The 22,600-nt window shown below is 60.4% G+C and carries 20 protein-coding genes and 1 pseudogene; 5 read left to right on the top strand and 16 right to left on the bottom strand.

Annotated elements, in window-relative coordinates:
• A pseudogene (locus C9413_RS32620) lies at positions 1–212 on the top strand (delayed-early response protein/equilibrative nucleoside transporter); the annotation flags it as partial.
• A gap of 4 nt (positions 213–216) precedes the next feature.
• On the opposite strand, the gene C9413_RS00715 reads toward C9413_RS32620, so the two are convergent.
• The 4 genes from C9413_RS00715 to C9413_RS00700 form a co-directional block, all read right to left on the bottom strand.
• Positions 217–423 (bottom strand): hypothetical protein, encoded by a 207-nt coding sequence (locus C9413_RS00715; protein ID WP_039846139.1) that lies wholly within the window; start codon positions 421–423, stop codon positions 217–219.
• Positions 420–1,112 carry a GNAT family protein gene (locus C9413_RS00710; protein ID WP_039846140.1) on the bottom strand — a complete coding sequence of 231 codons (693 nt, stop codon included), beginning with the start codon at positions 1,110–1,112 and terminating at the stop codon, positions 420–422. The genes C9413_RS00715 and C9413_RS00710 overlap by 4 nt, the downstream gene beginning before the upstream one ends.
• Before the next feature lie 64 nt (positions 1,113–1,176).
• Positions 1,177–1,896 carry a tellurite resistance TerB family protein gene (locus C9413_RS00705; protein ID WP_039846141.1) on the bottom strand — a complete coding sequence of 240 codons (720 nt, stop codon included), beginning with the start codon at positions 1,894–1,896 and terminating at the stop codon, positions 1,177–1,179.
• A gap of 102 nt (positions 1,897–1,998) precedes the next feature.
• Positions 1,999–2,637 (bottom strand): 2-dehydro-3-deoxy-phosphogluconate aldolase, encoded by a 639-nt coding sequence (locus C9413_RS00700; RefSeq protein ID WP_039846142.1) that lies wholly within the window; start codon positions 2,635–2,637, stop codon positions 1,999–2,001.
• Between the two features lie 151 nt (positions 2,638–2,788).
• Here C9413_RS00700 and C9413_RS00695 point away from each other — a divergent pair, with 151 nt between their 5' ends.
• The 3 genes from C9413_RS00695 (at position 2,789) to C9413_RS00685 (ending at position 5,170) form a co-directional block, all read left to right on the top strand.
• A complete protein-coding gene (locus C9413_RS00695) occupies positions 2,789–3,277 on the top strand; it encodes a CYTH domain-containing protein (RefSeq protein WP_039846143.1) in 489 nt (162 codons plus the stop codon).
• Positions 3,255–4,163, top strand: coding sequence for a CHAD domain-containing protein (locus C9413_RS00690; protein ID WP_039846144.1), 909 nt, complete (start codon positions 3,255–3,257; stop codon positions 4,161–4,163). The genes C9413_RS00695 and C9413_RS00690 overlap by 23 nt, the downstream gene beginning before the upstream one ends.
• Before the next feature lie 77 nt (positions 4,164–4,240).
• A complete protein-coding gene (locus tag C9413_RS00685) occupies positions 4,241–5,170 on the top strand; it encodes a rhodanese-related sulfurtransferase (RefSeq protein ID WP_039846145.1) in 930 nt (309 codons plus the stop codon).
• Positions 5,171–5,172: 2 nt separating this feature from the next.
• Here the strand turns inward: C9413_RS00685 and C9413_RS00680 are convergent, their stop codons facing one another.
• From C9413_RS00680 to C9413_RS00635, 10 genes are all read right to left on the bottom strand, one after another.
• Complete coding sequence (locus C9413_RS00680) at positions 5,173–7,380, bottom strand: EAL domain-containing protein (RefSeq protein ID WP_039846146.1); 2,208 nt, start codon at positions 7,378–7,380, stop codon at positions 5,173–5,175.
• Positions 7,381–7,550: 170 nt separating this feature from the next.
• A complete protein-coding gene (locus tag C9413_RS00675; protein ID WP_039846147.1) occupies positions 7,551–8,327 on the bottom strand; it encodes a MetQ/NlpA family ABC transporter substrate-binding protein in 777 nt (258 codons plus the stop codon).
• 34 nt (positions 8,328–8,361) lie between these two features.
• Positions 8,362–9,027 carry a methionine ABC transporter permease gene (locus C9413_RS00670; RefSeq protein ID WP_039846148.1) on the bottom strand — a complete coding sequence of 222 codons (666 nt, stop codon included), beginning with the start codon at positions 9,025–9,027 and terminating at the stop codon, positions 8,362–8,364.
• The gene (locus C9413_RS00665) at positions 9,017–10,090 is read right to left on the bottom strand and encodes a methionine ABC transporter ATP-binding protein (RefSeq protein ID WP_039846149.1); all 1,074 of its coding nucleotides are present in this window, start codon (positions 10,088–10,090) and stop codon (positions 9,017–9,019) included. Before C9413_RS00665 ends, C9413_RS00670 begins: the two co-directional genes overlap by 11 nt.
• A 412-nt stretch (positions 10,091–10,502) precedes the next feature.
• A complete protein-coding gene (locus C9413_RS00660; RefSeq protein ID WP_170250109.1) occupies positions 10,503–11,876 on the bottom strand; it encodes a GH1 family beta-glucosidase in 1,374 nt (457 codons plus the stop codon).
• 296 nt (positions 11,877–12,172) lie between these two features.
• Positions 12,173–13,360: a Gfo/Idh/MocA family oxidoreductase gene (locus tag C9413_RS00655; protein WP_039846151.1), complete on the bottom strand. Its 1,188-nt coding sequence runs from the start codon at positions 13,358–13,360 to the stop codon at positions 12,173–12,175.
• Between the two features lie 142 nt (positions 13,361–13,502).
• The gene (locus C9413_RS00650; protein ID WP_039846152.1) at positions 13,503–14,555 is read right to left on the bottom strand and encodes a sugar phosphate isomerase/epimerase; all 1,053 of its coding nucleotides are present in this window, start codon (positions 14,553–14,555) and stop codon (positions 13,503–13,505) included.
• Between the two features lie 244 nt (positions 14,556–14,799).
• Positions 14,800–15,750, bottom strand: coding sequence for a substrate-binding domain-containing protein (locus tag C9413_RS00645; protein ID WP_039846153.1), 951 nt, complete (start codon positions 15,748–15,750; stop codon positions 14,800–14,802).
• A gap of 70 nt (positions 15,751–15,820) precedes the next feature.
• Positions 15,821–16,831 (bottom strand): ABC transporter permease, encoded by a 1,011-nt coding sequence (locus tag C9413_RS00640; RefSeq protein WP_039846154.1) that lies wholly within the window; start codon positions 16,829–16,831, stop codon positions 15,821–15,823.
• Positions 16,832–16,903: 72 nt separating this feature from the next.
• Positions 16,904–18,427, bottom strand: coding sequence for a sugar ABC transporter ATP-binding protein (locus C9413_RS00635; protein ID WP_039846155.1), 1,524 nt, complete (start codon positions 18,425–18,427; stop codon positions 16,904–16,906).
• Positions 18,428–18,596: 169 nt separating this feature from the next.
• Between C9413_RS00635 and C9413_RS00630 the strand changes: the two genes are divergently transcribed.
• Positions 18,597–19,628 carry a LacI family DNA-binding transcriptional regulator gene (locus tag C9413_RS00630; protein WP_170250108.1) on the top strand — a complete coding sequence of 344 codons (1,032 nt, stop codon included), beginning with the start codon at positions 18,597–18,599 and terminating at the stop codon, positions 19,626–19,628.
• 46 nt (positions 19,629–19,674) lie between these two features.
• Here C9413_RS00630 and xylA read toward each other — a convergent pair whose 3' ends face one another.
• Positions 19,675–20,985, bottom strand: a complete 1,311-nt coding sequence (gene xylA, locus C9413_RS00625) for a xylose isomerase (protein WP_039846157.1) — start codon at positions 20,983–20,985, stop codon at positions 19,675–19,677.
• A 157-nt stretch (positions 20,986–21,142) separates the two neighbouring features.
• On the bottom strand, positions 21,143–22,597 hold the full coding sequence (xylB, locus tag C9413_RS00620) for a xylulokinase (RefSeq protein ID WP_039846158.1): 1,455 nt from the start codon (positions 22,595–22,597) through the stop codon (positions 21,143–21,145).
• Between the last annotated feature and the right edge of the window lie 3 nt (positions 22,598–22,600).

Here is a 22,600-nt window from a genome sequence, read left to right as displayed (position 1 = left end):
TCATGCGTTGTGTCCGCGCCTTTCCTCTTCGCCCGGCCCTCCCCGGCCCCGTCCTCTCGCTCCTGGCCGTCACCCCCAAGGGCACCGCCGTCCGCATCTGCGGCCATGGCTCAGCGAGATCGATCTGGATTGGCAACGCGATCGAAATTTTGGGCGCCGTCCTGGTGATTTGCATGGGCGTGCTGCTGCTAGGCGCCTCGCTTCAGGGGTAGGCTCTTATTTCCCCCTGCCTCGCTGATAGTGCGCCCTCAGCCAGAATATCGCGAAGAAGCCGAGCAGCAGCGCCGCGCCGGCAATGACCGCAAGCGCGGGAGAATAGCTGCCGATCCAAAGAACGAGCGTCGGCAGGAAATAGATCACCAGTCCCGCGCAAATGAGGATGGTCGCGGCGGCGATCGCCTGAGCACGGCTTTCGGGGCTCATGCGAACCTTTCCTTTTCAAGATCGGAACGGATATCCTGCAGGCGCCGGCGCTGCTTGCCTTGGGCGTCGAAGTTCTCCGGCGAAAGCCAGGTCTCGAAAGCTTCGCTGATCAGCGGCCACTCGCTGTCGATCATCGAGAACCAAGCCGTGTCGCGGTTGCGGCGCTTGGAGATCATATGCTGACGAAAGACACCTTCGAACTTGAAGCCGTAGCGCGCGGCCGTCGTCTTGCTGGCCTCGTTGTTGTTGTCGCACTTCCATTCGTAGCGCCGGTACCCGAGGTCTTCGAAGACGTGCTTGGCCATCAGGTAATGCGCTTCGGTGGAAAGCGGCGAACGCTTCATATCCGGTCCGTGCGCCACGCCGCCGATTTCGACCACGCCGTTGGCTGGGTCGGCACGCATATAATTGGCCATGCCGACGATCCTGCCGGTGGAGGTGTCGCGGAAGATGTGGGTGAGCCAGCCGGACTTGGTATAGGCGTCCTCAAGCCACTTGGCGAAATCGTCGATGCCGGCAAAATCGTCCTGCGCGAAGTAGAGAAGCAGCGGGTTGATGCCCATGGCGCCGAGGCCGTCCCAGAGCGCCTGAAGGTGCTCCGCGCGAACATAGGGCTCGACCGTCACGTAGCGCCCTTTCAGTGTGACATAATCAGGTGCCGGCACCTTGAAATTCGATAGATCGCTCATGCTCACTCCTCTCGTCGGAAGAGTGGATAGGCCAGCCGCCCTAGAAAGGCAACCAGCCTGCATGTCACCGTGACAAGGAAAGCTTGGCGGAGGAAACCGTTGCTTCGATGTGGTCCACAAGCGCATCGGCAAGGCCAAGACGGCCGGCAAGAAGATCGAGATAGCCGCGTTCGGCCCGCGAGTCCGGCTCGATCGTCAGGCGCGAAGCCGTATAGAGCTCGACCTTCTGTTCCTCCGTAGTAGCGGCGGCGACCAGCGCGTCGAGATCAGTCGGCGAGGCAAGCTCGTGCTCGATGAAGGACGCGGCTTCGCCGCTGACGTCGGCGGCCTTTATCTTATCCATGACATGCGCTCGCTCGGCGTCGTCGATATGCCCGTCGGCTTTGGCCGCCGCGATCATGGCGCGGATCAGCACGAGGGCAAATTCGTTGCTGCCAGCAGGCGAAGCCGGACCGAAACCTGAATCGGCGGGTGCCGGCAAAAGAACCGGCGTCGAGGGCGGAGGGGCATCCGAAGGCGTAGCAGGTGCCTGGCCCGCCTGGTAATTCTTATAGGCCTGATAGCCGAGGCCGGCGATAGCTGCGAGCCCGCCGATTGCCAGCGCGTTGCCGGCAATATTGCGGCCCGTCTTTGTTCCGAGAAACACAGTCGCCAGCGCTCCGGCCTTCCACGGATTATCCTTGGCCAACTGGACGGCATCGCCGGCCCGGTTGCGGACACTTCCGCCGACGCCCGGTATTTGCGATCCAAGGAACTGGTCAAGAAGCTTCTTCGCGTCGAACATCCTTCATCGTCTCCCTATTGAGGCAGACCTGAAGATAGGAAGCGGATCGACAAATACAAATGCCGGCGAAACCGCCGGCATCCTGAAGCGATCAGCAAAAAGTCAGGCCTTCAGCGCAGCCGCTTCCGAGGCGAGCTTGGTGATGCCGTCCCAATCGCCCGCAGCGACGAGTTCCTTCGGCGCCACCCAGGATCCGCCAACGCAGATGACGTTCGGCAGTGACAGGTAATCATTGGCGTTTTTGAGCGAAATGCCACCAGTCGGGCAGAAAACGGTGCCGGCGAGCGGCGAGGAAAGCGCCTTGAGATATGCGGCACCGCCCGCCTGTTCGGCCGGGAAGAATTTCAACACCTGGTAGCCTTCTTCGCGAAGCGCCATGACTTCGCTTGCCGTCGCAGCGCCCGGCAGCAGCGGAACTGGAGATGCCGAAGCGGCATCGAGCAGTTCCTGCGTGGCCCCGGGGCTGACGACGAACTTCGAGCCGGCAGCAATGGCCGCATCCCACTGCCGGGCATTCAGGATCGTGCCTGCGCCGACTTCCGCACCTTCGACCTCCTGCGCAACGGCACGGACCGTATCGAGTGCTGCAGGCGTGCGCATGGTGATCTCGATCGCCTTCAAGCCGCCGGCGACCAGCGCACGCGCCAGCGAAACGCCGGACTTCACGTCATCGACGATAAGCACCGGAACAACTGGCTGGAGTTTGAGGATGGAAAGGAGCTTTTCTGTCTTCTCGCCCATGGCCGCACGGTTCCTTAAACGATTGAATTGGGCTCCCGAATACCTCTCTGAACCCTCTTTGTCGAGACAAAACAGATGCGGCAAGAAGATGGGTATCCCTCCTGGAAGTTTTACGTTACGGTACGGCGATCGTCACAAAAGGTTCACTGAAATGGCGAAAGAGATCGAGCGGAAATTTCTGGTACGCAACGACGGCTGGCGCGCGAAGGCCGAGACGAAATCGATCCTCAGACAAGGTTACATCGCCTCGATGGACGACCGGTCCGTGCGTGTGCGCATCCTTGATGGAAAGCGCGCGCGGCTGACAATCAAGATCGGCCGCAGTACCGTCACCCGCGACGAGTTCGAATACGAAATCCCCGTTTCTGACGCCGAAGAATTGATGCAGAGCACCATTGGCCTGGTGATCGAAAAGACGCGTTACCGCGTTCCGCATGACAACTTCGTCTGGGAAGTCGATGTCTTTGCCGGTGCGCATCGCGGCCTGGTGATTGCTGAGGTGGAGATGAAGTCCGAAAATGACGATCCCTCCCGCCCCGCCTGGCTTGGCCGTGAAGTGACCGGCGATTTCCGCTATTCCAACCAAGCGCTCGCGACCGAATTCGAGTACGATCAGGATGCCCTTTCGCATACGGCCTGATTTCGATTTCACCGATGAGTTCCGAAGAGTGGCAACGGAGCAGCTTGAACGTGCCATTGCCGTTCTCGAGGAGCGGCCGGACGGCGCGCATGAGGCGGTCCATGGTTTTCGCAAGAACGTGAAGCGGCTGCGCTTTCTTTACCGGCTCGTTGCGAAAGAGTTGCCGGACTTTCAAAACCGACAAAATGCCAGGCTGCGCGACACCGCAAAATCGCTTTCATCGATCCGGGACGCAGCAGCCCTGATCGGCACTGCCGAGTATTTGCAAAAAGGTGCCCGCGGCGATGCAGAGAGCGAGGCGCTCAGCCGCGTCGTCACCATTTTGCAAGCACGGCGTGACTGGATGACGGAGGCCGAAAGCGGCCTTCAACAGAAGCTTCACGACACGGCCATCTCGCTAAAAAACGCGATCGCCGCAGTCGATAAGGTTTCTTTCAAGAGCAACCCGCGTAGAAACGCCCGCATGCTTGCCAAAAGCTGGCAGCGAACTTTGCGAAAGGGGCGGACAGCGCTTGATGCATGCCACGATACGGCAGCGGTCGAGGATTTTCATGAACTGCGCAAGCGGACCTATGACTACCGGCTCTATCACGCGCTGCTGCGCAATCTGTGGCCCGCCGCGATGAAGGCGAAGCAAGATGGAGCCAAGGATCTCGCAGAACGGCTCGGCCACGTCAACGATCTCTCGGTGCTTTCGCAACTGGTTGAGGCCGAGCCGCAGCTCTTTACGCGCAATGAAGATCTCGCCCACCTGCTCGATGCCATCATCTTCCACCAGCAGGAAGAGCGGCAACGTGCGCTCGCCGACGCCGGCCGCGTCTTTGCCGACAAACCGCAACGCGAGGCCAACCGGATTGAAGCACTCTGGCAGTTGAGCCGGAACTGAATTCGACAAGCCTCGACCCTTGGCGGGCGCAGTGGCAACGCTTGCGCGAAAACGCCGCAGGCTGTATTTCAGCGCGCATGACCGACAGCATCAATCACACCAGCCCGTTCCTCGTGGCGGCGCTTTATCATTTTGTTTCCGTGCCGCGCTTCGAAAGCCTGTGCGCGCCACTGCAGACGCTTTGCGAAGAAAACGGCGTGAAGGGAACGCTGCTCCTTGCGCATGAAGGTATCAACGGGACGATCGCCGGGCGGGATGCTGGCATCGAAATGGTGCTCGCCTACCTGCGGGCGCAGCCGGAATTCACCGCCCTGGAGCACAAGGAAAGCCGCGCATCCAAAATGCCTTTCCTTCGCATGAAGGTAAAACTCAAAAAAGAGATCGTCACGATGGGCATCGAGAATATCGACCCCAACAAGGTCGTTGGGACTTATGTGATGCCGCAGGATTGGAACGCCTTGATATCCGATCCCGACACCATCGTCATCGACACGCGCAACGACTACGAAACGGCGATCGGCACCTTCCGTGGCGCCGTCGATCCGAAAACCAAGACATTCCGCGAGTTTCCCGAATGGGTGCGCCAGAACACAGGCCTGCACAACAAGCCGAAGATCGCCATGTACTGCACCGGTGGTATCCGCTGCGAAAAGGCAACTGCTTTCATGAAGGAGCAGGGTTTTGAGGAGGTCTACCACCTCAAGGGCGGCATCTTGAAATATCTGGAGGAAGTTCCGCAGGAGGAAAGCCTGTGGGATGGCGCCTGTTTCGTCTTCGACGAGCGGGTGTCGGTCGAGCACGGACTGAAGGAAGGCGAGCACAAGCTCTGCCATGCCTGCCGCAATCCGATCACCGCAGATGAGATCGCCTCGCCGCTTTACGAGGAAGGCGTTTCCTGCAGCAGCTGCTACCACACGCGCACTGAAGACGACCGGCTGCGCTATCGCCAGCGGCAACTGCAAATCGCGCTTGCCAAGAAACGCGGCCAGAAGCACATCGGGACTTAGGTTCAGGCAGCGGTTATCTGGCGCGGCATCGCGTCCAGGGCACGGCGTGCCTCAAGCATTTCGGTGATCCTGTCTGCCGGCACCGGCTTGCTGAAGAAATAGCCCTGCAGGCAATCGCAACCAAAGAGACGAACGGCGAGCGCCTGCTCTTCTGTCTCGATACCCTCGGCCGTCACCGGAATATCCAGTGAGCGGGCAAGCGCGACGGTTGCCTGCAACATCTCGCGCTGGCTGTCGCTTTCGGTCACGCCCTCGACCAGCGAACGGTCGATCTTGATGCGGTCGAAACCGAATTGGCGGAGATAGCCGATTGACGAAAAGCCTGAGCCGAAATCATCGAGCGCGATCTTAACTCCGAGCGTCTTCAGCCGCTCGATCGATTGCCGGGTGCGCTGCGGATTCTGGATCATGTATCCTTCGGTAATCTCCAGCGTTACGCGCTGCGCCTCGATCTCCGTCTGTTTCAGGACATAGCGAACATAGTCGGTGAAGGCCGGATTCCGGAACTGGCCGGGAGAAACGTTTACGGCAACGCGCAGCTCCGGCCATTGCTTGGCGGTCTCGCAGGCCTTGCGCAGCACAAAGAGGCCGAGAGCCTCGATAAGCCCGCTGGTTTCGGCGATTGGAATGAATACTTCCGGCGATACAGGTCCGTGGCCGGGCCGATTCCAGCGCACCAGCGCTTCGACGCCGTTCATCTCATGTGTAGAGGCATCGATCAGCGGCTGATAGGCAAGCGTCAGATCGCCGCTTTCGATCGCGACGCGCAGATCGAGTTCAAGCGCATTGCGCTCCTCGCGGTCGGCATCCATCGCGGGATCGTAAAGCGTCATGCGGGCCCGGCCCGCTTCCTTGGCCTTGTACATCGCAAGATCGGCACGGCGGACCAATTCTTCGCGGCCGATCGTGCCGCCAGCAGCCATCGCGATGCCAATGCTGGCGCCGATGACGACGACGCGCCGGCCGATTTCCAGCGGCTCCGCCAGGAAATCCAGAATCTGTTCCGAAAGCTGCAGGGCCTCGGCGTTGCCACCTTCAGACAGGAATGCAATCGCGAATTCGTCGCCGCCAATACGCGCCAGAACCGCGCCCTTTGGGATCAGCACCTTGAGGCCGGCAGCCACCGCGCGGATCAACTGATCACCGGTGCCATGCCCGTAGCTATCGTTGACTTCCTTGAAGCCGTCGAGGTCGAGATAGAGAAGCAGTACGTTCTTACCAGTCTGCTTCGCCTTGGCAACGACGTCATCGACCGCAATCCCGAGGCCTTCACGGTTCGACAGCCCGCTGAGGCGATCGCGGAGCGCATCCTCGCGGGCATTGTTTTCCTCCGCCTTTAGTCGGCGTCCGGCGAGCCAGCCTATGACGAGCAGGCCGGCGAAGAACAGCCCGACGAGACCGAGTGCCTTCACAACCGTCGGGCGCACCTGTGCATAGCTGATGTCGCCCGGCGAACGCGAAATCCAAACGAGTTTGCCGAGCGCCTTGCCGGCGGCATCATCGATCGCCACGGAATATTGCGCGTCGTAGGCGGCTGGCACCCGCTTCAATCCCTGGATGACATAGGTCTCCCCGAGGCTCCTGATCGTCTCGTCGTTCAGATGGCGGGCAAAAATCAGATAGCGGCGCTGTCCCGCAGGTGCATTCAGCGCGCCGGATTTTTCGCGCACGAGCGCAACGCCGACCGCCGCGATGCCGCTCTTGGTGCCGACGAAACCCACGGCTTCCGGAGATTCAAGCCCGGCGGCCTTCACTTTGTCGAACAACGTCCAGAACGATGGCGCAAAAAAATCGTCAAGCGCGCTCCCCATCGGCTGGCCGTCGCGATAGACCATCAGCGGTTTCTTGTCGTCATCTATGACGATCGCCACATCGAAAAGCGCGCTGTTGGAGGACATTTCGCCGTAGTTGCTGATCGTCCATGCCATGCCATCTGTGGCATAGACATTGACGGCCGCATCGTCCCAGGCGGCATAGTCGTTCAGCGTCGCGCCGAGTTGCGCCTCGAATGTCTTGAGAGCCCCGGCCGTAGTTTCACGCGAACGTTCGTCGTCGAGAATATTGGCGTTATCGGTGACGCGCGACAGCGCCGTCAGCACCATGACGGTAACGACCGCGACCATAACCGCAAAGGAAAAAAGCACACCCGTAACAGTTGCGTGGCGGCCGATCCCCGAAGCCTGATTTTTTTGCCTAATGAACGCAGGCATACATTACTCCCCGATAACGGGGACTTTGCCAGTCAAGGCTTCAAAAACGGTTAAAGCGAACGGTACAAGCCATCATCCGGGTGATTTTTCTCGATGAAAATCACTGGGCATTGAAAATCCCTCCCCTCGGAACGGGAAGGGATTGATTTCATAACGGTTTTGGCCGTCGCTTACCAGCCTGCGATGACCGAGCCCTTGAACGTATCGGCGATGAACTGTTTCACGGCATCGCTGTGATAGGCTTCGACCAGCGTCTTCACCCAAGGCTGATCCTTGTCCTTCTCGTTGACCGCCAGAACATTGACATAGGGCGCCTTTTCGCCTTCGCGGGCAATCGGATCCTTCGAGGGATCAAGGCCGGCTTCCAACGCGTAGTTGGTGTTGATAACAGCGGCATCTACATCGTCCAGCGACCGCGGCAGCTGGGCGGCATCGAGTTCGGCGAACTTCAGATTCTTGGCATTTTCCGTGACATCGGCAGGTCCGACCTTCAGGCTCGCACCATCCTTCAGCTTGATCAGCCCCTTATCGGCGAGGATCAGCAGAGCACGGCCGCCATTGGTCGGGTCGTTGGGGATCGCCACGGTAGCACCATCAGCGAGTTCGTCCAGGCTCTTCACCTTCTTGGAATAGACGCCCATCGGGAAGTTGACTGTATAGGCGACGTCAATGATCTTGAAGCCGCGATCGGCGACCTGGTTGTCGAGATAGGGCTTGTGCTGGAACGAGTTGGCGTTCAACTCGCCATCGGCAAGCGCCTGGTTCGGCACGACATAGTCGGAAAATTCCAGAATCTCGATGTCGAGGCCCTTTGGCGCTGCAACTTCCTTCACCTTCTCCATGATCTGTGCATGCGGACCCGGCGTCACGCCAATCTTGATGGTTTCGGCCGCGGCAGCAGTCGCAAAGGCGGCTGCGAAGGCGGCCGCGAGGATGATTTTCTTCATCGGTTTTCTCTCCTTGGGTTATAGGGCAATTCGATCAATTCTTGCGGGATCGCTTGTCGAAGCGGCGGGCAAGCGCATCGCCGGCGCTCTGCACGGCTTGGACGAGCAGTATCAGGACGATGACGACGACCAGCATCACATCCGGCATGAAGCGCTGGTAGCCATAGCGGATGCCGAGATCGCCGAGCCCGCCGCCGCCCACAGCGCCGACCATCGCCGAATAGCCGATGAGGCTGACCAGCGTCATCGTGAGCGAAAGTGTCAGCGCCGGACGCGCTTCGGCGAGAAGCACCTTGCGCACGATCTGCATCGGGGTCGCACCCATGGCGCGGGCGGCTTCGATCAGGCCCTTGTCGACGTCGCGAATGGCGGCTTCGACGAGCCGCGCGAAGAACGGAATGGTTGCGATCGTCAACGGTACGATCGCCGCCTTGGTGCCGATCGACGTGCCCGTGACGAGGCGCGTGAAAGGGATGATCGCGACAACAAGGATGATGAAAGGTGTCGAGCGCGTCGCGTTGACGATCAGTCCAACGACGCGATTGACGGAAGGCGCCGGAAAGAGCTCGCCGCGGCCGCTAGTCGCCAGGAACACGCCGATCGGCAACCCGATCAGCGAGCCGATGAAGCCGGCGATCGCCACCATGCGCAGCGTATCGAGCGTTGCCTTGCCGATGAGAAGCAGAAGATCAGGAGACATAGCCGAGCACCTCCGCAACGAGACCGTTCGCCTTGAAGAATTCATCCGCTTTCGCGCAAGTCGCATCATCCGCTGCATAGGCGATGATAAGCGAGCCGTAGGGCTCGCCGCCAATCTCGTCGACTGTTCCGGCGATGATGTTGATATCCGAACCCAACGTCTGGATAAGCTGCGAGATCAGCGGCTGTTCCGCAGTGCGCCCGAAGAACGTGATGCGCACGGCAACGCGACCGCCTTGTGTCTTGTGCGGCCGCAGGCCGGATGCGAGCGCTGCCGGAAGCTTCGAGCCCGGCAAACCGGAAAGCAATGCGCGCGTCGTCGGATGTTGCGGCCGGGTGAAGACATCGAAGGTGCGGCCGCGCTCGACGATGATACCCTTGTCGATCACCGCGACGTCGCTGGTCACGGCTTTGACGACCTCCATCTCATGGGTAATCAGAAGCACCGTCAGCCCCAACTCTGCATTGATGCGCTTCACGAGCTCGAGGATCGACTGGGTTGTCTCTGGATCGAGCGCGGAGGTCGCTTCATCGGAAAGCAAAAGCTTCGGCTGCGTGGCGAGCGCACGGGCGATGCCGACGCGCTGTTTCTGGCCACCGGAAAGTTCTGCCGGATAGCGGTCTCGTTTGTCGGAAAGCCCGACGAGATCGAGCAGCGGCTCGACGCGCGTGCGAATGGCGTCCCTGTCGAAACCGGCGATTTCCAGGGGCAGCGCCACATTGCCGAAGGCGGTGCGCGAGGACAAAAGGTTGAAATGCTGGAAGATCATGCCGATCGAACGGCGGAGCGCACGCAGGCCAGCCTCGTCCAGATCGGGAACGTTGACGCCATCGACGATGACCTTGCCGCTCGTCGGACGTTCCAAGCCATTGACAAGACGGATCAGCGTCGACTTGCCGGCGCCGGAACGCCCGATGATGCCAGTAATGGAGCCGCGTGCGACGGCGAAATCGACCGCATCGAGTGCGGTAAACGATTTCTCCTCGGCGCCGAAGCGTTTCGATACGTCTTCGAAGAGGACGGTATTTGCGGCATTGGCCGCGCTTGAAGAGTCGGAATGCATGGATGCTCTCGATGTTCAAAAAGTCCGCAGTCGCTGAATGGCTGGGCGCGCCTGATCAGGCCGGCATTCGGCAACGCATTCGGAACAGAGAGGCAGTCTTTATCATCGCACAACCGGAAGATTCAATTTGATCGGCGCATGGCTGCCATGCGCCAGGATGTAATGCTTTATGGCGGACTTCCAGTCACGATTGACAGAGAGATTTTTTCTTTGAATCGGTCAGCGCGGCAAAAAACCACCCATTGTCCAATTGTCTGGATCATGAAACGCGCGCCGCTTGCTTCTTCTCCCGCGGGGGAAGTGCCGGAGCGTCAGAGACGCGATGGGGTGAGCCACGAAAGGAGCAAACGACCGAACGACCGGACAGCAAGGAGGTCGGGTCGCCCATACGATCCCCTCAGGCGGAGGCTATTCAACCCGCCTTGTGATTGCCCGCCGGAAACTGGCTTGCCAGTTGCCGGTACCACTTACCGCTCTTTTTCACGGTACGCACCTGGGTGTCGTAATCGACATGCACGAGGCCGAAACGCATCTTGTAGCCTTCCGCCCATTCGAAGTTGTCCATCAGGCTCCAGGCGAAGTAACCGCGCATCGGGTAGCCGTCCTTGATGAGGTCGGCAACGACGGCCAAGTGATCGCTGTAATAATCGAGGCGCGGCTGGTCATCGACCTCGCCATTGACCACATCCATGTTGTAGCAGGCGCCGTTTTCGGTGATGTAGCATTCCGGCAGTTCATAGCGACGATAGAGGTCTTCAACGACGTGCTTGAGGCCGGGCGCATAAACCTCCCAGCCGATATCTGTCTTCACGTCGCTGGCACGCGGCGCTTCGGCCGTCCAGGGGAAATCGCCGTTTTTCACCGGGTCGTCGGCGACACGCAGCGGCGTGTAGTAGTTGAGGCCCCACCAATCGAGCTTCTGGCTGATGATCTTCATGTCTTCATCTTCGATGATGGGCATGCGGTCGCCGAGCGCTTCCACGAACTCGCTCGGATACTCGCCCTTGAAGACCGGATCGAAAAAAGCGCCGTTGTGGAACTGATGCGCGCGTTCGCCCGCTGCAATATCCGCCTTGCTCTGCGATCCCGGAATGACGGGCATCGCATTCAGCACCAGGCCGGCTGGCACCTTCGGCGCCTCGGCGCGGATCGCCTCGACGCCAAGACCGTGCGCAAGGTTCATGTAGTGCATGGCGTGAAGCGCTGCCTGCATGTTGCGCTCGCCCGGCGCATGGATGCCGTAGAGATGGCTGAGCCAGACGATGCACCATGGTTCGTTGAAGGTGGCGACGCTGTCGAGCCGGTCGCCGAGACGCGCCATGACCGTCTTTGCGTAGCGCTGAAAGGCGTAGGCCGTGGAGCGCGCCGTCCAGCCGCCGTCGCCTGCCAACAGCAGCGGCAGGTCCCAGTGATAAAGCGTCGCGAAGGTCTTGATGCCACGCGCCTTGCAACCGTCGACGAGGCGGTCGTAGAAATCGAGGCCGGCTTCGTTCACAGGCCCGGTTCCATCCGGAATGATGCGCGGCCAGGCGATCGAGAAGCGATAGGCCTCGACACCCATGTCCTTGATCAGGTCAAGGTCCTGTTCGAGCCGGTTGTAGTGATCGCAGGCAATATCGCCATTATGGCTGTCATGGCCATGGCCCGGCATGTTGCAGAAGGCATCCCAGATATACGCCTTGCGCCCATCCGCTTTACTGGCACCTTCGATCTGGAAGGCAGCCGTCGCGACGCCAAAGGTGAAATCGCCCGGAAAGCGGGCGGCGAGTGTCTTAGGCTCGATCATCTGAAAACCCCGTCTGGTACTGGACTGGTCGTTCGAGCGGCGGTTTACCCAAAGGAACCGGCGTTGTACAGAGTGGAAATGTCAATCCTGTAACGTTGCAGACGGACAACGGGACCTAACGGGCATTGCCAGCCTAGGCGCCGCCCCTCACGCTAACTTCTCCCCGCAAACAGGGCGAGGGAACGTCTCTCGCGCAAGCGCACGTTCCAATGAAGCGATGCGAAATATACCCTTCTCCCCTCTGGCGGGAAGAAGGTGGCGTCAGCTGGATGAGGAACTCGCCCAAGACCTTGCTATCAGACCTTGACCCAAGCCCCATTCCGCTTCGACGAAGCAACGCAGGCCTCGACGAAGGCAACGCCCTTCACGCCGTCATCGACGGTCGGATAGACCACAGCCTTGGCGACCGTTTTGCCTTTCTTGTGCGCATTGATCGCATGCGCCGCTTCCGCGTAGATCGTCGCGAAGGCTTCAAGGTAGCCTTCCGGATGACCGGATGGAATGCGTGAGACGCGGGCAGCGGCGGCACCGGAACCCGCGCCGTTGCGGGTAATCAGCCGCTTCGGCTCGCCGAACGGCGTGTACCAGAGATAGTTGGGGTCAGCCTGCACCCACTCGAAGCCGCCCTTGGTGCCGTAAACGCGGATCTTCAGCCCATTCTCATGACCGGGAGCCACCTGGCTGCACCAGAGCATGCCCTTGGCCGGCTTCTCGTTGGCTTTTGCCTTGAAGCGCAGAAGCACGTGAGCGTTATCGTCCAGGCGACGGCCTTCGACGAAACTATCGAGATCGGCCGCGAGACTATCGAGTTCGAGGCCGGTGATGAAGGAGGCAAGATTATAGGCATGCGTGCCGATATCGCCGGTCGAGCCACCTGCGCCCGACTGCGCCGGGTCGGTGCGCCAGACGGCCTGCTTGGCACCGCTCTGCTCGACAGGCTCTGTCAGCCAGTCCTGCGGATATTCGGCCTGCACGATGCGGATATCGCCGAGTTCGCCATTGGCAATCATCTCGCGCGCCTGACGGACCATTGGATAGCCGGTGTAATTGTGCGTCAGGATGAACAGCGCGCCGCTCTCGTCGGCGACCTTCTTCAGTCTTTTGGCATCGGCAAGATTTGATGTCAGCGGCTTGTCGCAGATGACGTGGATGCCCCGGCGCAGGAATTCCTTGGCTGCATCGTAGTGAACATGGTTCGGCGTGACGATCGAGACCGCCTCGATGCCGTTCTTAAGCTTCGCCTCGCGGATCGCCATTTCCCGGTAGCTCGCGTAGGTGCGCGACGGGTGGAGGCCGAGATCGCGGCCCGATGCGATCGCCTTTTCCGGTGTCGACGACAGCGCACCTGCGATGAGCTCGTATTGATCGTCGATGCGGGCCGCTATGCGATGCACGGCGCCGATGAAAGCACCCGCTCCGCCGCCGACCATGCCGAGGCGGATGCGCGGCTCGCGCGCCTGTTCCGTTGATCCTTCAATTGCCATAGATTCCTCCAAAGAAATGAGTGTTTGCCGACGGTGCCGCGGTAGCCGGATGAGGGGGGTGGGGCGGACGTAGTCTTTCGCTGCGTGCTCAAGACGTCGCTCCGCTGCGCCCCCTCATCTGTCCTTCGGACAAAAGCTGGGCTCAGAGCCCGAGCATGCGGCGGTTCGCCGCCTGGTCCGTACCGCTGCCGGCAAAATCGTCGAAGGCCTTCTCCGTGACGCGGATGATGTGTGCCTTGACGAACTCAGCACCCTCACGCGCCCCGTCTTCCGGATGCTTCAGCGCGCATTCCCATTCGACAACGGCCCAGCCGTCGAAATTGTTGGCCGTCATTTTCGAGAAGACGGCGCCGAAATCCACCTGGCCGTCGCCGAGCGAGCGGAAGCGGCCAGCGCGATCGACCCAGCCCTGGTATCCACCATAGACGCCCTGACGCCCGGTTGGATTGAACTCCGCATCCTTGACGTGAAACATCTTGATGCGATCCTTGTAGATGTCGATGTTATCGAGATAGTCGAGGCACTGCAGGACATAGTGCGATGGATCGTAGAGCATGTTGGCGCGCGGATGGTTGCCGACCCGCTCCAGGAACATCTCGTAGGTGACGCCATCATGCAAATCCTCGCCGGGATGGATTTCATAGCAGACGTCGACGCCGCACGAGTCGGCATGGTCGAGGATCGGCTTCCAGCGGCGGGCAAGCTCATCAAAGGCCGTTTCGACAAGACCGGCCGGACGCTGCGGCCACGGGTAGATGAAGGGCCAGGCAAGCGCACCTGAAAAGGTCGCATGCGCGTTGATGCCGAGGTGCGTGGAGGCTGTCAGCGCCATCTTGACCTGCTCGACCGCCCATTCCTGCCGCGCCTTCGCATTGCCGCGCACTTCCGGTGCGGCAAAGCCGTCAAAGGCCTCGTCGTAGGCGGGATGCACGGCCACCAGCTGGCCTTGCAGGTGGGTCGAAAGCTCGGTGATCTCGATACCGTTTTCGCGCGCCTTGCCGGCGAATTCGTCACAATAGTCCTTGGAGCTGGCAGCCTTCTTCAGATCGATCAACTGACCGGCCCAGGTCGGAACCTGCACGCCCTTGTAGCCGATATCAGCCGCCCATTTGGTGATCGCATCCCATGAGTTGAATGGCGCGGCATCGCCCGCAAACTGCCCGAGGAATAGCCCGGGCCCTTTGATCGTTTTCATGTCGGAATCCTCCCTGATGATCGACCGTAAACGTTTATGATGGCTTCTAGCACGCGGTTTGGCGGGAGCGTGGGCCCACGCCCTTGCGGCAGATGCAGCTGAAAAGCCGAAAGTCAAACCGAAGCGAACTAATCATGCCTGTCTGGAGGCCGCAAGAGGTACGTGCCGCATTCTTGATCGCAGCGCGTGCGCAAGTAAAGAAAATGCGTCCATCCTTGCGAATGGGCGCATTGCAGTCAAAAGATCAGAACGGAGAATCCGGGAAGTAGAAGTCCTTGGCGTTATCCTTGGTGATGAGCGTCGCGTCGAGGATATAGGTACCGCGCACCGGAACCTGATCGTAGAAATTTGCTGCCGTCATTTCCATCGCCGTGCCGACCATCGCCGGCGGATAGAGAACGTCGACCGGGATCAGCTTGTCGCCGTCCATGACCTTCTTGACCATGTCCTTGGAGCCGGCGCCGGCGATAACATATTGGATGTCCGTACGCTTAGCCTGCTCGATGGCCTGCAGCACGCCCACGGCCATGTCGTCGTCCTGGCACCATACGACGTCGATCTTCTGGTACTTCGTCAGATAGTCCTGCATGACCTTGAAGGCGTCGTCGCGGTTCCAGTTGCCGTACTGGCGGTCGAGAACCTTGACGTTCGAACCGGCGATGCCCTTGTCGAAGCCGTCCTGGCGCTGCTGGTCGATCGGGATCGGCAGGCCGCGGATGACGACCACCTCTGCATCCGGCGTGTTTTCCTTGATGTACTTGCCGGCGACTTCGCCGAGCGCGGGATTGTTGCCCGCGATGTAGAGGTCGCGAACAGAACCATCGTTGTTGCTCGGCGCACGGTCGACGAGCGCCACGAACTTGCCGGCGTCCTTGATTTCCTTGATGGCGTTGACGAGCGGATCCGGATCCGACGGCAGGATGACCAGGGCATCAATGCCTTGTGTCGCAAGATCCTGCACGGCGTTTGCCTGGCTTGCGGCATCTGGCGAGGTCTTGACGATGACGTTCAGGCCCGGATGTTCGGCCATCAGCAGCTTTGCCACACGCTCTGCATGGAAGACGACGCCGGCCGTCCAGCCATGGTCGGCTGCCGGAATGGAAACGCCGATCGTTACCTTCTTGTCCTGGGCATACGAGACGCCCGTGAGGACCGCCATGGCGGCGATGGCCAGCCCCAAAATTTTTTTACGCATTTTTCTCTCTCTCCCAAATAAAGACTGGGCCTAGTCGATTGAGGACCGGGCGACCCATAAACCCGGTTATTCACGATTTACGCACCAGCGACCGCTGAACCAGCATGGCGATGATGATGATCGCCCCCTGGATGGCGCCGATCAGGTATTCGCTGATGAAATTCGAAAGCAGCATGATGTTGCCAACGAGTTCGAGAATGAAGGCGCCGCAGATCGTGCCCCAGACCCGGCCCGCGCCACCTTTGAGCGCCGTGCCGCCGACAACCACGGCGGTGATCGCCTGCAGTTCCCAAAGGATGCCCGTGGTCGCCGAAGTCGAGCCGAGCCGCGGCACATAGAGAAGCACGGCGATGGCGACGCACAGGCCCTGGATGACGAAGGCGATGGTGCGCACGCGATTGACGGCGATGCCGGAATAACGCGCCACATCGCTGCTGGAGCCGACCGCCACGACATGCCGCCCATAGCGGGTGCGGTAGAGGACGAAGGCTGCAACGCCGGTGACGGCAAGGATCACGGCGATCGGAACCGGCACGCCAAGGATGGAGCCGAAATAAGCCGGGCGGTAGAGTGCCTGCAGTTCGGGCTCGCGAAGCGTGATGGCGCCGCCCTGGGAAAGCCAGGTGGTCAAACCGCGATAAACGCCCATGGTGCCCAGCGTTGCGATGAAAGGCTCGATCTTGCCAACGGTGGTGATGAGACCGTTCGCAAGGCCGCATGACGCGCCAATTACGATCGTGAGCACGATGGCAGCCGTCAGCATCAGCCCCGGATCGGCGATCGCGCCGGAATTCATGAAAAGGATCATCAGGCTGGCGACGAAAGCGACCATCGACCCCACGGAAAGATCCAAGTCACCCGCCGAAATCACGAAGGTCGCACCCACGGCAATGATGGCAATGAAAGCGCTTCTCGTCGCAACATTGGCAAGGTTCGTGATGCCGATGAAATTCGGATTGACCAGCGCCCCGACCACAAGAAGCAACGCCAGCGCCGCGAAGGGCGCGACCGCCCGAAGATCGACGTCGCGCCAGGAACGGCGCCGGCTTTCCTTTTCGATGCTTTCCTCGCTTATACTCATGTTCAAAACCAACCTCCCGTCCCATTGTCCTGGGAATTCGCCGCCACGCCTCGACCGGATTATTTCGCCTGATCAGGCAGCAACCTTTTTTTTCAATCCCGCCGCGTAGCGCATGATTTCCTGTTCGGAGATCTCATCGCCCTCCAAAATACCGACGATCCCGCCTTCGCGCATTACGGCAATACGCGTGCAAAGTCCGATCACCTCCGGCATCTCCGAAGAAACCACGATGATCGAATGACCATCGCGGGCCAGTGCCGAAATGAAATGATAGATCTGCTGCTTGGTGCCGACATCGATGCCGCGGGTCGGCTCGTCGATAATGACGATCTGCGGCTCGATCTCCATGACTTTCGCCAGTAGCAATTTCTGCTGGTTGCCGCCGGACATGCGGCCGGCAATGATATTGCCGTCCCTGACGCGGATGTCGAAGCGGCGCCGGGCCCTTGCCATCGCAGAGGCTTCGCTCGCAGCGCTCAGATAGCCAAACCGGCCATGCTTGTCCAAGGATTGCAGGGTAAGGTTGGCGATCATGCCGGAGTTGAGAAGCAGTCCCTTGGACTTGCGGTCCTTGGTCATGTAGGCCAAGCCTGCGCGATTTGCGGCATGAACGTCGTGCGGGGGCACGGACTGCCCGTTGACCGTGACGTCGCCCGATGCGCGCGAGCGCAAACCCATGATCGCCTCCATAAGCTCGGTGCGACCGGATCCGATCAAGCCGGAAAAGCCGAGGATCTCCCCTCTCCGGACCTCGAAACTGGCATCACGGACATAGTGGGTCGATACGGAATTGACGCTGAGCACGACCTCTCCGTCGACATCGGGCTCGTTCTTGGCGGGATAGAGGCTGGAGAGCTCCCGCCCGACCATTAACTGGGCGATCGATTCGCCATCGAGGATCGAGGTAGGCGAGGTCTTCACCCATTGGCCGTCGCGCAGCACCGTCACCCGGTCAGTCAGTTCCATGACTTCGTCGAGCTTATGGGAAACGAAGACGAAGCTCGTTCCCTGATCGCGAAGCTTGCGCACCTGGTTGAACAGGACGTTGATCTCCTCGCGCGATAGCACCGCGGTCGGTTCATCCATGAATACGATCCGCGCGTTGCGGCTGATCGCCTTGGCGATCTCCACCATCTGCTTGTCGGCGATCGACAGCGTGTTGATCTGCGCATTCACGTCGACATGCGAGCCGAGGAGATCAAGGACGCGCCGAGCCTCGGCGCGCATATACTTGCGGTCGAGCACGCCGAAACGCGTGACTTCGCGACCGAGAAACAGGCTCTCGGTGACGGTCAAATGTTCAGCGAGATTGAATTCTTGGTGAATGATGACGATGCCGAGCGCCTCTGCGGCACCGTTGGGCGGCAGCTTCACAGGTTCGCCGTCGAGCAGGATTTCGCCGGAGCTAGGCTCTTCGAAACCGGAAAGGATCTTGACGAGGGTGGATTTGCCGGCGCCGTTTTCGCCCATCAGCGCATGGATTTCGCCGGCGCGAAGGTCGAAATTGACGCTGAAGAGCACCTGCACGCCGCTGAACGATTTGCTAATTCGCCTTGCCGACAGCAGCACCGTACCTTCGACCGTCTCCGGACCCATTCTTCCCTCCCCCACGGCTCCCGTCCGCATTATGCGACTGTGTAAACCTTTACATTGGCGATGTAAAGGTTTACATCATTGCATACATGAGAATTTTTCAGCGTCGCCTTTGACCTTCGGGGAAGTCTGTGTAGTGTCCCGGTCAAGACGAGACCCAAGGCAGAGCGCAGTGTCGAATTCCACTCCCGCAACAATCGAAGACGTCGCCCGAATTGCCCAGGTTTCGATTGCAACGGTCTCTCGCGCGATCCATATGCCCGAGAAGGTCGCGAACTCGACACGCCTCAAGGTCAACCAGGCAATCGCCATCACCGGCTACACGACGAACGCGATGGCGCGCAGCCTGCGGCTCGGCCGCTCGAACATGATTCTCGTGGTCGCGCCCGACATCGGCGACCCGAATTTCTCCAACATCCTGGTCGGACTGGAAAATGAAGCGCGCGCGCACGGTTACGGCATTCTCATCGGCCATACGCAGAACGATGCGCAGCGCGGCCTCGAATACCTGAAGTTCCTGAATTCCAATCAGGCGGCCGGGCTGATCCTCTTCACCGGCATCCTGCCCTTCGGCCACCAGACCATGACCGCGCGCCTGCCGCCCAGCGTCGGCGTCTTTGAGCCGGTCTTCACCGGCGGCATTCCCTCTGTCGGCGTGGACGACGTGGCGGGCGCCCGCAAGGCCGTCGACCTGCTGATCGCCGAGGGCCATCGGAAGATTGCCTTCATCGGCGATTCGCGCACCCGCCTGGCCTACAGCCGGCGGCGCATGGGGTATGAGGCCGGAATGGATGCCGCTGGCGTCAGTCCCGACCTTCGGATTGTCTTCGAGGGCGACGGCACGATCGAAAGCGGCCGGCTGGCGGTCGAACAGCTTTTTATGCGCGATACCCTGCCGACGGGCTTCATGTGCGTCAACGACCAGACCGCCATCGGTGTGATGATCGGCCTCGGCGCGCGCGGCTACGATATTCCTCGGGATTTTTCCGTGACCGGCTTCGATGACGTGCCTCAAGCCGTCTTCATGTCACCCTCGCTGACGACGATCCGCCAGCCACGCACTGCCATCGGCAAGCATGCCATGGCGCTGCTGCTCGAGCTCCTGTCAGACGGTCAGCCCGCCGAGACGGAAATCCTGCTCAGACCCGATCTGGTGGTCCGCAACTCGGTCTCTGCGCCCTCGCGCAACTGGACAAGGAAGTAAGAAGGACGGCGGCAGCCGAATGAAAGCTGCAGCCGTCCCGCATTGCTTAAACGTAGCGGTTGACGACGTTTTCCAGCAGTTCCTGTTTGCCGGATTTCGGCTGCGGGTTGATGTTCCTCGTCTCAACCCACTCTGCGATCTCTTCCAGCGAGTATTCGCCGCGCAAGAGCTTCTGGCCCTCTGCGCCGTTCCAGCCGGCATAGCGATCCTCGAGCGGTTTGGAGAGCGCCCTGTCCTCGATCATCTTGGCCGCCGCCTTAAGGCCGCGAGCGCAGCAATCCATGCCGCCGATATGGCCGATCAGCAGGTCTTCTGGATCGAGCGACTGGCGGCGCAACTTGGAATCGAAGTTCGTGCCGCCGGTCTTGAAGCCGCCGCCTGCTAGGACGTGGTAATAGGCCAGCGCCATTTCCGGGACGTTGTTCGGGAACTGGTCGGTATCCCAGCCGGACTGGTAATCGTTACGGTTCATGTCGATCGAGCCAAAGATGCCGAGCGCGTTGGCAAGCGCCAGCTCGTGCTCGAAGGAATGGCCGGCGAGGATCGCGTGGCCCTGCTCGATATTGACCTTCACCTCATTTTCCAGGCCGTTCCTCTTCAGGAAGCCGTAGACGGTCGCGACGTCGTAGTCGTACTGGTGCTTGGTCGGCTCCTGCGGCTTTGGCTCGATGAGGATCGTGCCCTTGAAGCCGATCTTGTGCTTGTATTCGACGACGAGGTTGAGGAAGCGGCCGAGCTGATCGAGCTCGCGCTTGAGATCGGTGTTGAGCAGTGTCTCATAGCCTTCGCGGCCACCCCAAAGCACGTAGTTTTCGCCGCCGAGCTTCTGCGTCGCATCCATGCAGGTCTTCACCGTCGCAGCCGAAAATGCAAAGACATCCGGATCCGGATTGGTCGCGGCACCCGACATGAAGCGGCGGTTCGAGAAGAGGTTCGCCGTGCCCCAAAGCAGCTTGACGCCGGTCGCAGCCTGCTTTTCGGCAAAGTAGTCGACAATCTCGTTGAGGTTCTTCGTGTTCTCGGCAAAGCTGTTGCCTTCCGGGCGAACGTCGGCGTCGTGGAAGCAATAATAGGGCGCGCCGAGCAGCTGGAAGAATTCGAAGGCGACATCGGCCTTCAGTTTGGCTGCCTTCATCGTGTCTTCGAACCAGGGACGCAGGAAGGTCTGGCCGCCGAAGGGGTCGCCACCCGGCCAGGTGAAAGTATGCCAGTAGGCAACCGCAAAGCGCAGGTGATCTTCCATGCGCTTGCCCATGACAATTTCGTCGGGCTGGTAGTGGCGGAAGGCCAGCGGATTGGTGCTGTCCGGCCCCTCGTATTTCACTTTCTGGATATCTCCGAAAAATCCGGTGCTCATGGTGTGATCTCCTTGGGTTTCACTCTTGTTGGTTATGCAGCCAGGCGCCCCTCACACTCCCTCTCCCACCGACAGAGGGGGAAAAGGCGGCGCCGCAAGTACTTTTTCCCAAACGGGGAGAAGGTGCCGGCAGGCGGATGAGGGGCCAGCCTCGATCTCAATGCGCCAGCGATTTGATCGCCGGATAAAGCGCCCGATAGCGCCTGTAGGCATCCTCATAGGCACCACTCAAAGCGGCGACCGGCTCGATCGTTTTTGCCGTCTTCGGCGGCGTGCAGACTGAAACCGGCTCGGCGCCCGTCGCCGCGATCAGCCCAAGCCTCGCCGCCCCGAAGGCGGCGCCGAAATCGCCGTCGGCGGGCATATCGACCGGAACGCCGAGCGCCGTTGCAATCGACGCCAGCCAATAGCGCGAGCGCGAGCCGCCGCCGATGGCGGTGACGCGGGATATATCGGTGCCTGCCGAACGCAGCGCTTCGAGATTATCGCGGATTGCGAAAGACACACCTTCGAGCACCGCCTGTGTCAGCACAACCCGACTGCTCTCATGCTCAAGGCCGATAAAGGCGCCACGGATGACGGCATCATTGTGCGGCGTGCGTTCGCCTGAAAGATAAGGAAGAAAGGTGACACCAGAGGGTGTCTTCAGCGTCTCGCCGAGTTCGTTCGTGAGATCGGCAGCGGACTGACCAGTGACGTTCGAATGCCAGTTCAACGCATCGGTGGCCGAAAGGATGACGCCCATCTGATGCCAGGTGTTGGGCAGTGCGTGGCAGAAGGCATGGACCGCACTGTCCGGCTTCGGCAGGTAGGCGGCATTCGCCGCGAAGAGAACGCCGGACGTGCCGAGCGAGACGAAGGCCGCGCCATCTCTGACCGTGCCCATGCCGCAGGCAGACGCTGCATTGTCCCCTGCCCCGCCGGCAACGACAGTGTCGCCTGCAATTCCCCACTTCGCCGCGAGTTCGCCGCGCAGCTTTCCTGCCTGCTCGGTGCCTTCGACCAGCGCCGGCATCTGCTTTTCGTCGAGACCCGTCGCGGCAAGAAGCTCCGACGACCATTTGCGTTTGCCTGTATCGAGCCAGGACGTACCGGCAGAATCCGACATTTCGGAAATGTGCTCGCCCGTCAGCCACAGCCGCAGGTAATCCTTCGGCAGCAGCACCTTGGCGACCTCGGCGAAAATTCCGGGCTCATGCTTGGCGACCCAGGCAAGTTTCGGTGCGGTAAACCCCGGAAAGACGATGTTACCCGTCAGCTTGCGGAATTTCGGGTCGGCATCCAGCGCCGCTGCCTCGACATAAGAACGCGTATCGTTCCAGAGAATGCAGGGACGCAGCACCCTATCGCCGGCATCAAGCAGCGTCGCACCATGCATCTGGCCGGAAAGGCCGACGCCTTTGACGGCCGAAAGCTCTTTCGGGTGTTTCGCTTTCAGGCCGGCAACAGCCTCCTCCGTTGCGCGAATCCAATGCGACGGTTCTTGTTGCGACCAGCCCGAATGCGGCCGCGAAACATCGAGCGAACCATTCGCCGAGCCGATGATCTTCTGATCGCCGTCGATGAGCATCGCCTTGACGCCCGAGGTTCCGAGATCGAGACCGAGATACATGTC

Origin of the sequence: Rhizobium sp. SEMIA 4085 (genome assembly GCF_013004495.1) — a bacterium.
GTDB lineage: Bacteria > Pseudomonadota > Alphaproteobacteria > Rhizobiales > Rhizobiaceae > Rhizobium > Rhizobium gallicum.
This window is presented reverse-complemented; position numbering and strand designations above follow the sequence as displayed.

Coding starts and splice junctions, on each gene's coding strand:
- C9413_RS00715 (WP_039846139.1), bottom strand. CDS start 423: ATGAGCCCCGAAAGCCGTGCTCAGGCGATCGCCGCCGCGACCATCCTC.
- C9413_RS00710 (WP_039846140.1), bottom strand. CDS start 1,112: ATGAGCGATCTATCGAATTTCAAGGTGCCGGCACCTGATTATGTCACA.
- C9413_RS00705 (WP_039846141.1), bottom strand. CDS start 1,896: ATGTTCGACGCGAAGAAGCTTCTTGACCAGTTCCTTGGATCGCAAATA.
- C9413_RS00700 (WP_039846142.1), bottom strand. CDS start 2,637: ATGGGCGAGAAGACAGAAAAGCTCCTTTCCATCCTCAAACTCCAGCCA.
- C9413_RS00695 (WP_039846143.1), top strand. CDS start 2,789: ATGGCGAAAGAGATCGAGCGGAAATTTCTGGTACGCAACGACGGCTGG.
- C9413_RS00690 (WP_039846144.1), top strand. CDS start 3,255: ATGCCCTTTCGCATACGGCCTGATTTCGATTTCACCGATGAGTTCCGA.
- C9413_RS00685 (WP_039846145.1), top strand. CDS start 4,241: ATGACCGACAGCATCAATCACACCAGCCCGTTCCTCGTGGCGGCGCTT.
- C9413_RS00680 (WP_039846146.1), bottom strand. CDS start 7,380: ATGCCTGCGTTCATTAGGCAAAAAAATCAGGCTTCGGGGATCGGCCGC.
- C9413_RS00675 (WP_039846147.1), bottom strand. CDS start 8,327: ATGAAGAAAATCATCCTCGCGGCCGCCTTCGCAGCCGCCTTTGCGACT.
- C9413_RS00670 (WP_039846148.1), bottom strand. CDS start 9,027: ATGTCTCCTGATCTTCTGCTTCTCATCGGCAAGGCAACGCTCGATACG.
- C9413_RS00665 (WP_039846149.1), bottom strand. CDS start 10,090: ATGCATTCCGACTCTTCAAGCGCGGCCAATGCCGCAAATACCGTCCTC.
- C9413_RS00660 (WP_170250109.1), bottom strand. CDS start 11,876: ATGATCGAGCCTAAGACACTCGCCGCCCGCTTTCCGGGCGATTTCACC.
- C9413_RS00655 (WP_039846151.1), bottom strand. CDS start 13,360: ATGGCAATTGAAGGATCAACGGAACAGGCGCGCGAGCCGCGCATCCGC.
- C9413_RS00650 (WP_039846152.1), bottom strand. CDS start 14,555: ATGAAAACGATCAAAGGGCCCGGGCTATTCCTCGGGCAGTTTGCGGGC.
- C9413_RS00645 (WP_039846153.1), bottom strand. CDS start 15,750: ATGCGTAAAAAAATTTTGGGGCTGGCCATCGCCGCCATGGCGGTCCTC.
- C9413_RS00640 (WP_039846154.1), bottom strand. CDS start 16,831: ATGAGTATAAGCGAGGAAAGCATCGAAAAGGAAAGCCGGCGCCGTTCC.
- C9413_RS00635 (WP_039846155.1), bottom strand. CDS start 18,427: ATGGGTCCGGAGACGGTCGAAGGTACGGTGCTGCTGTCGGCAAGGCGA.
- xylA (WP_039846157.1), bottom strand. CDS start 20,985: ATGAGCACCGGATTTTTCGGAGATATCCAGAAAGTGAAATACGAGGGG.
- xylB (WP_039846158.1), bottom strand. CDS start 22,597: ATGTATCTCGGTCTCGATCTCGGAACCTCGGGCGTCAAGGCGATGCTC.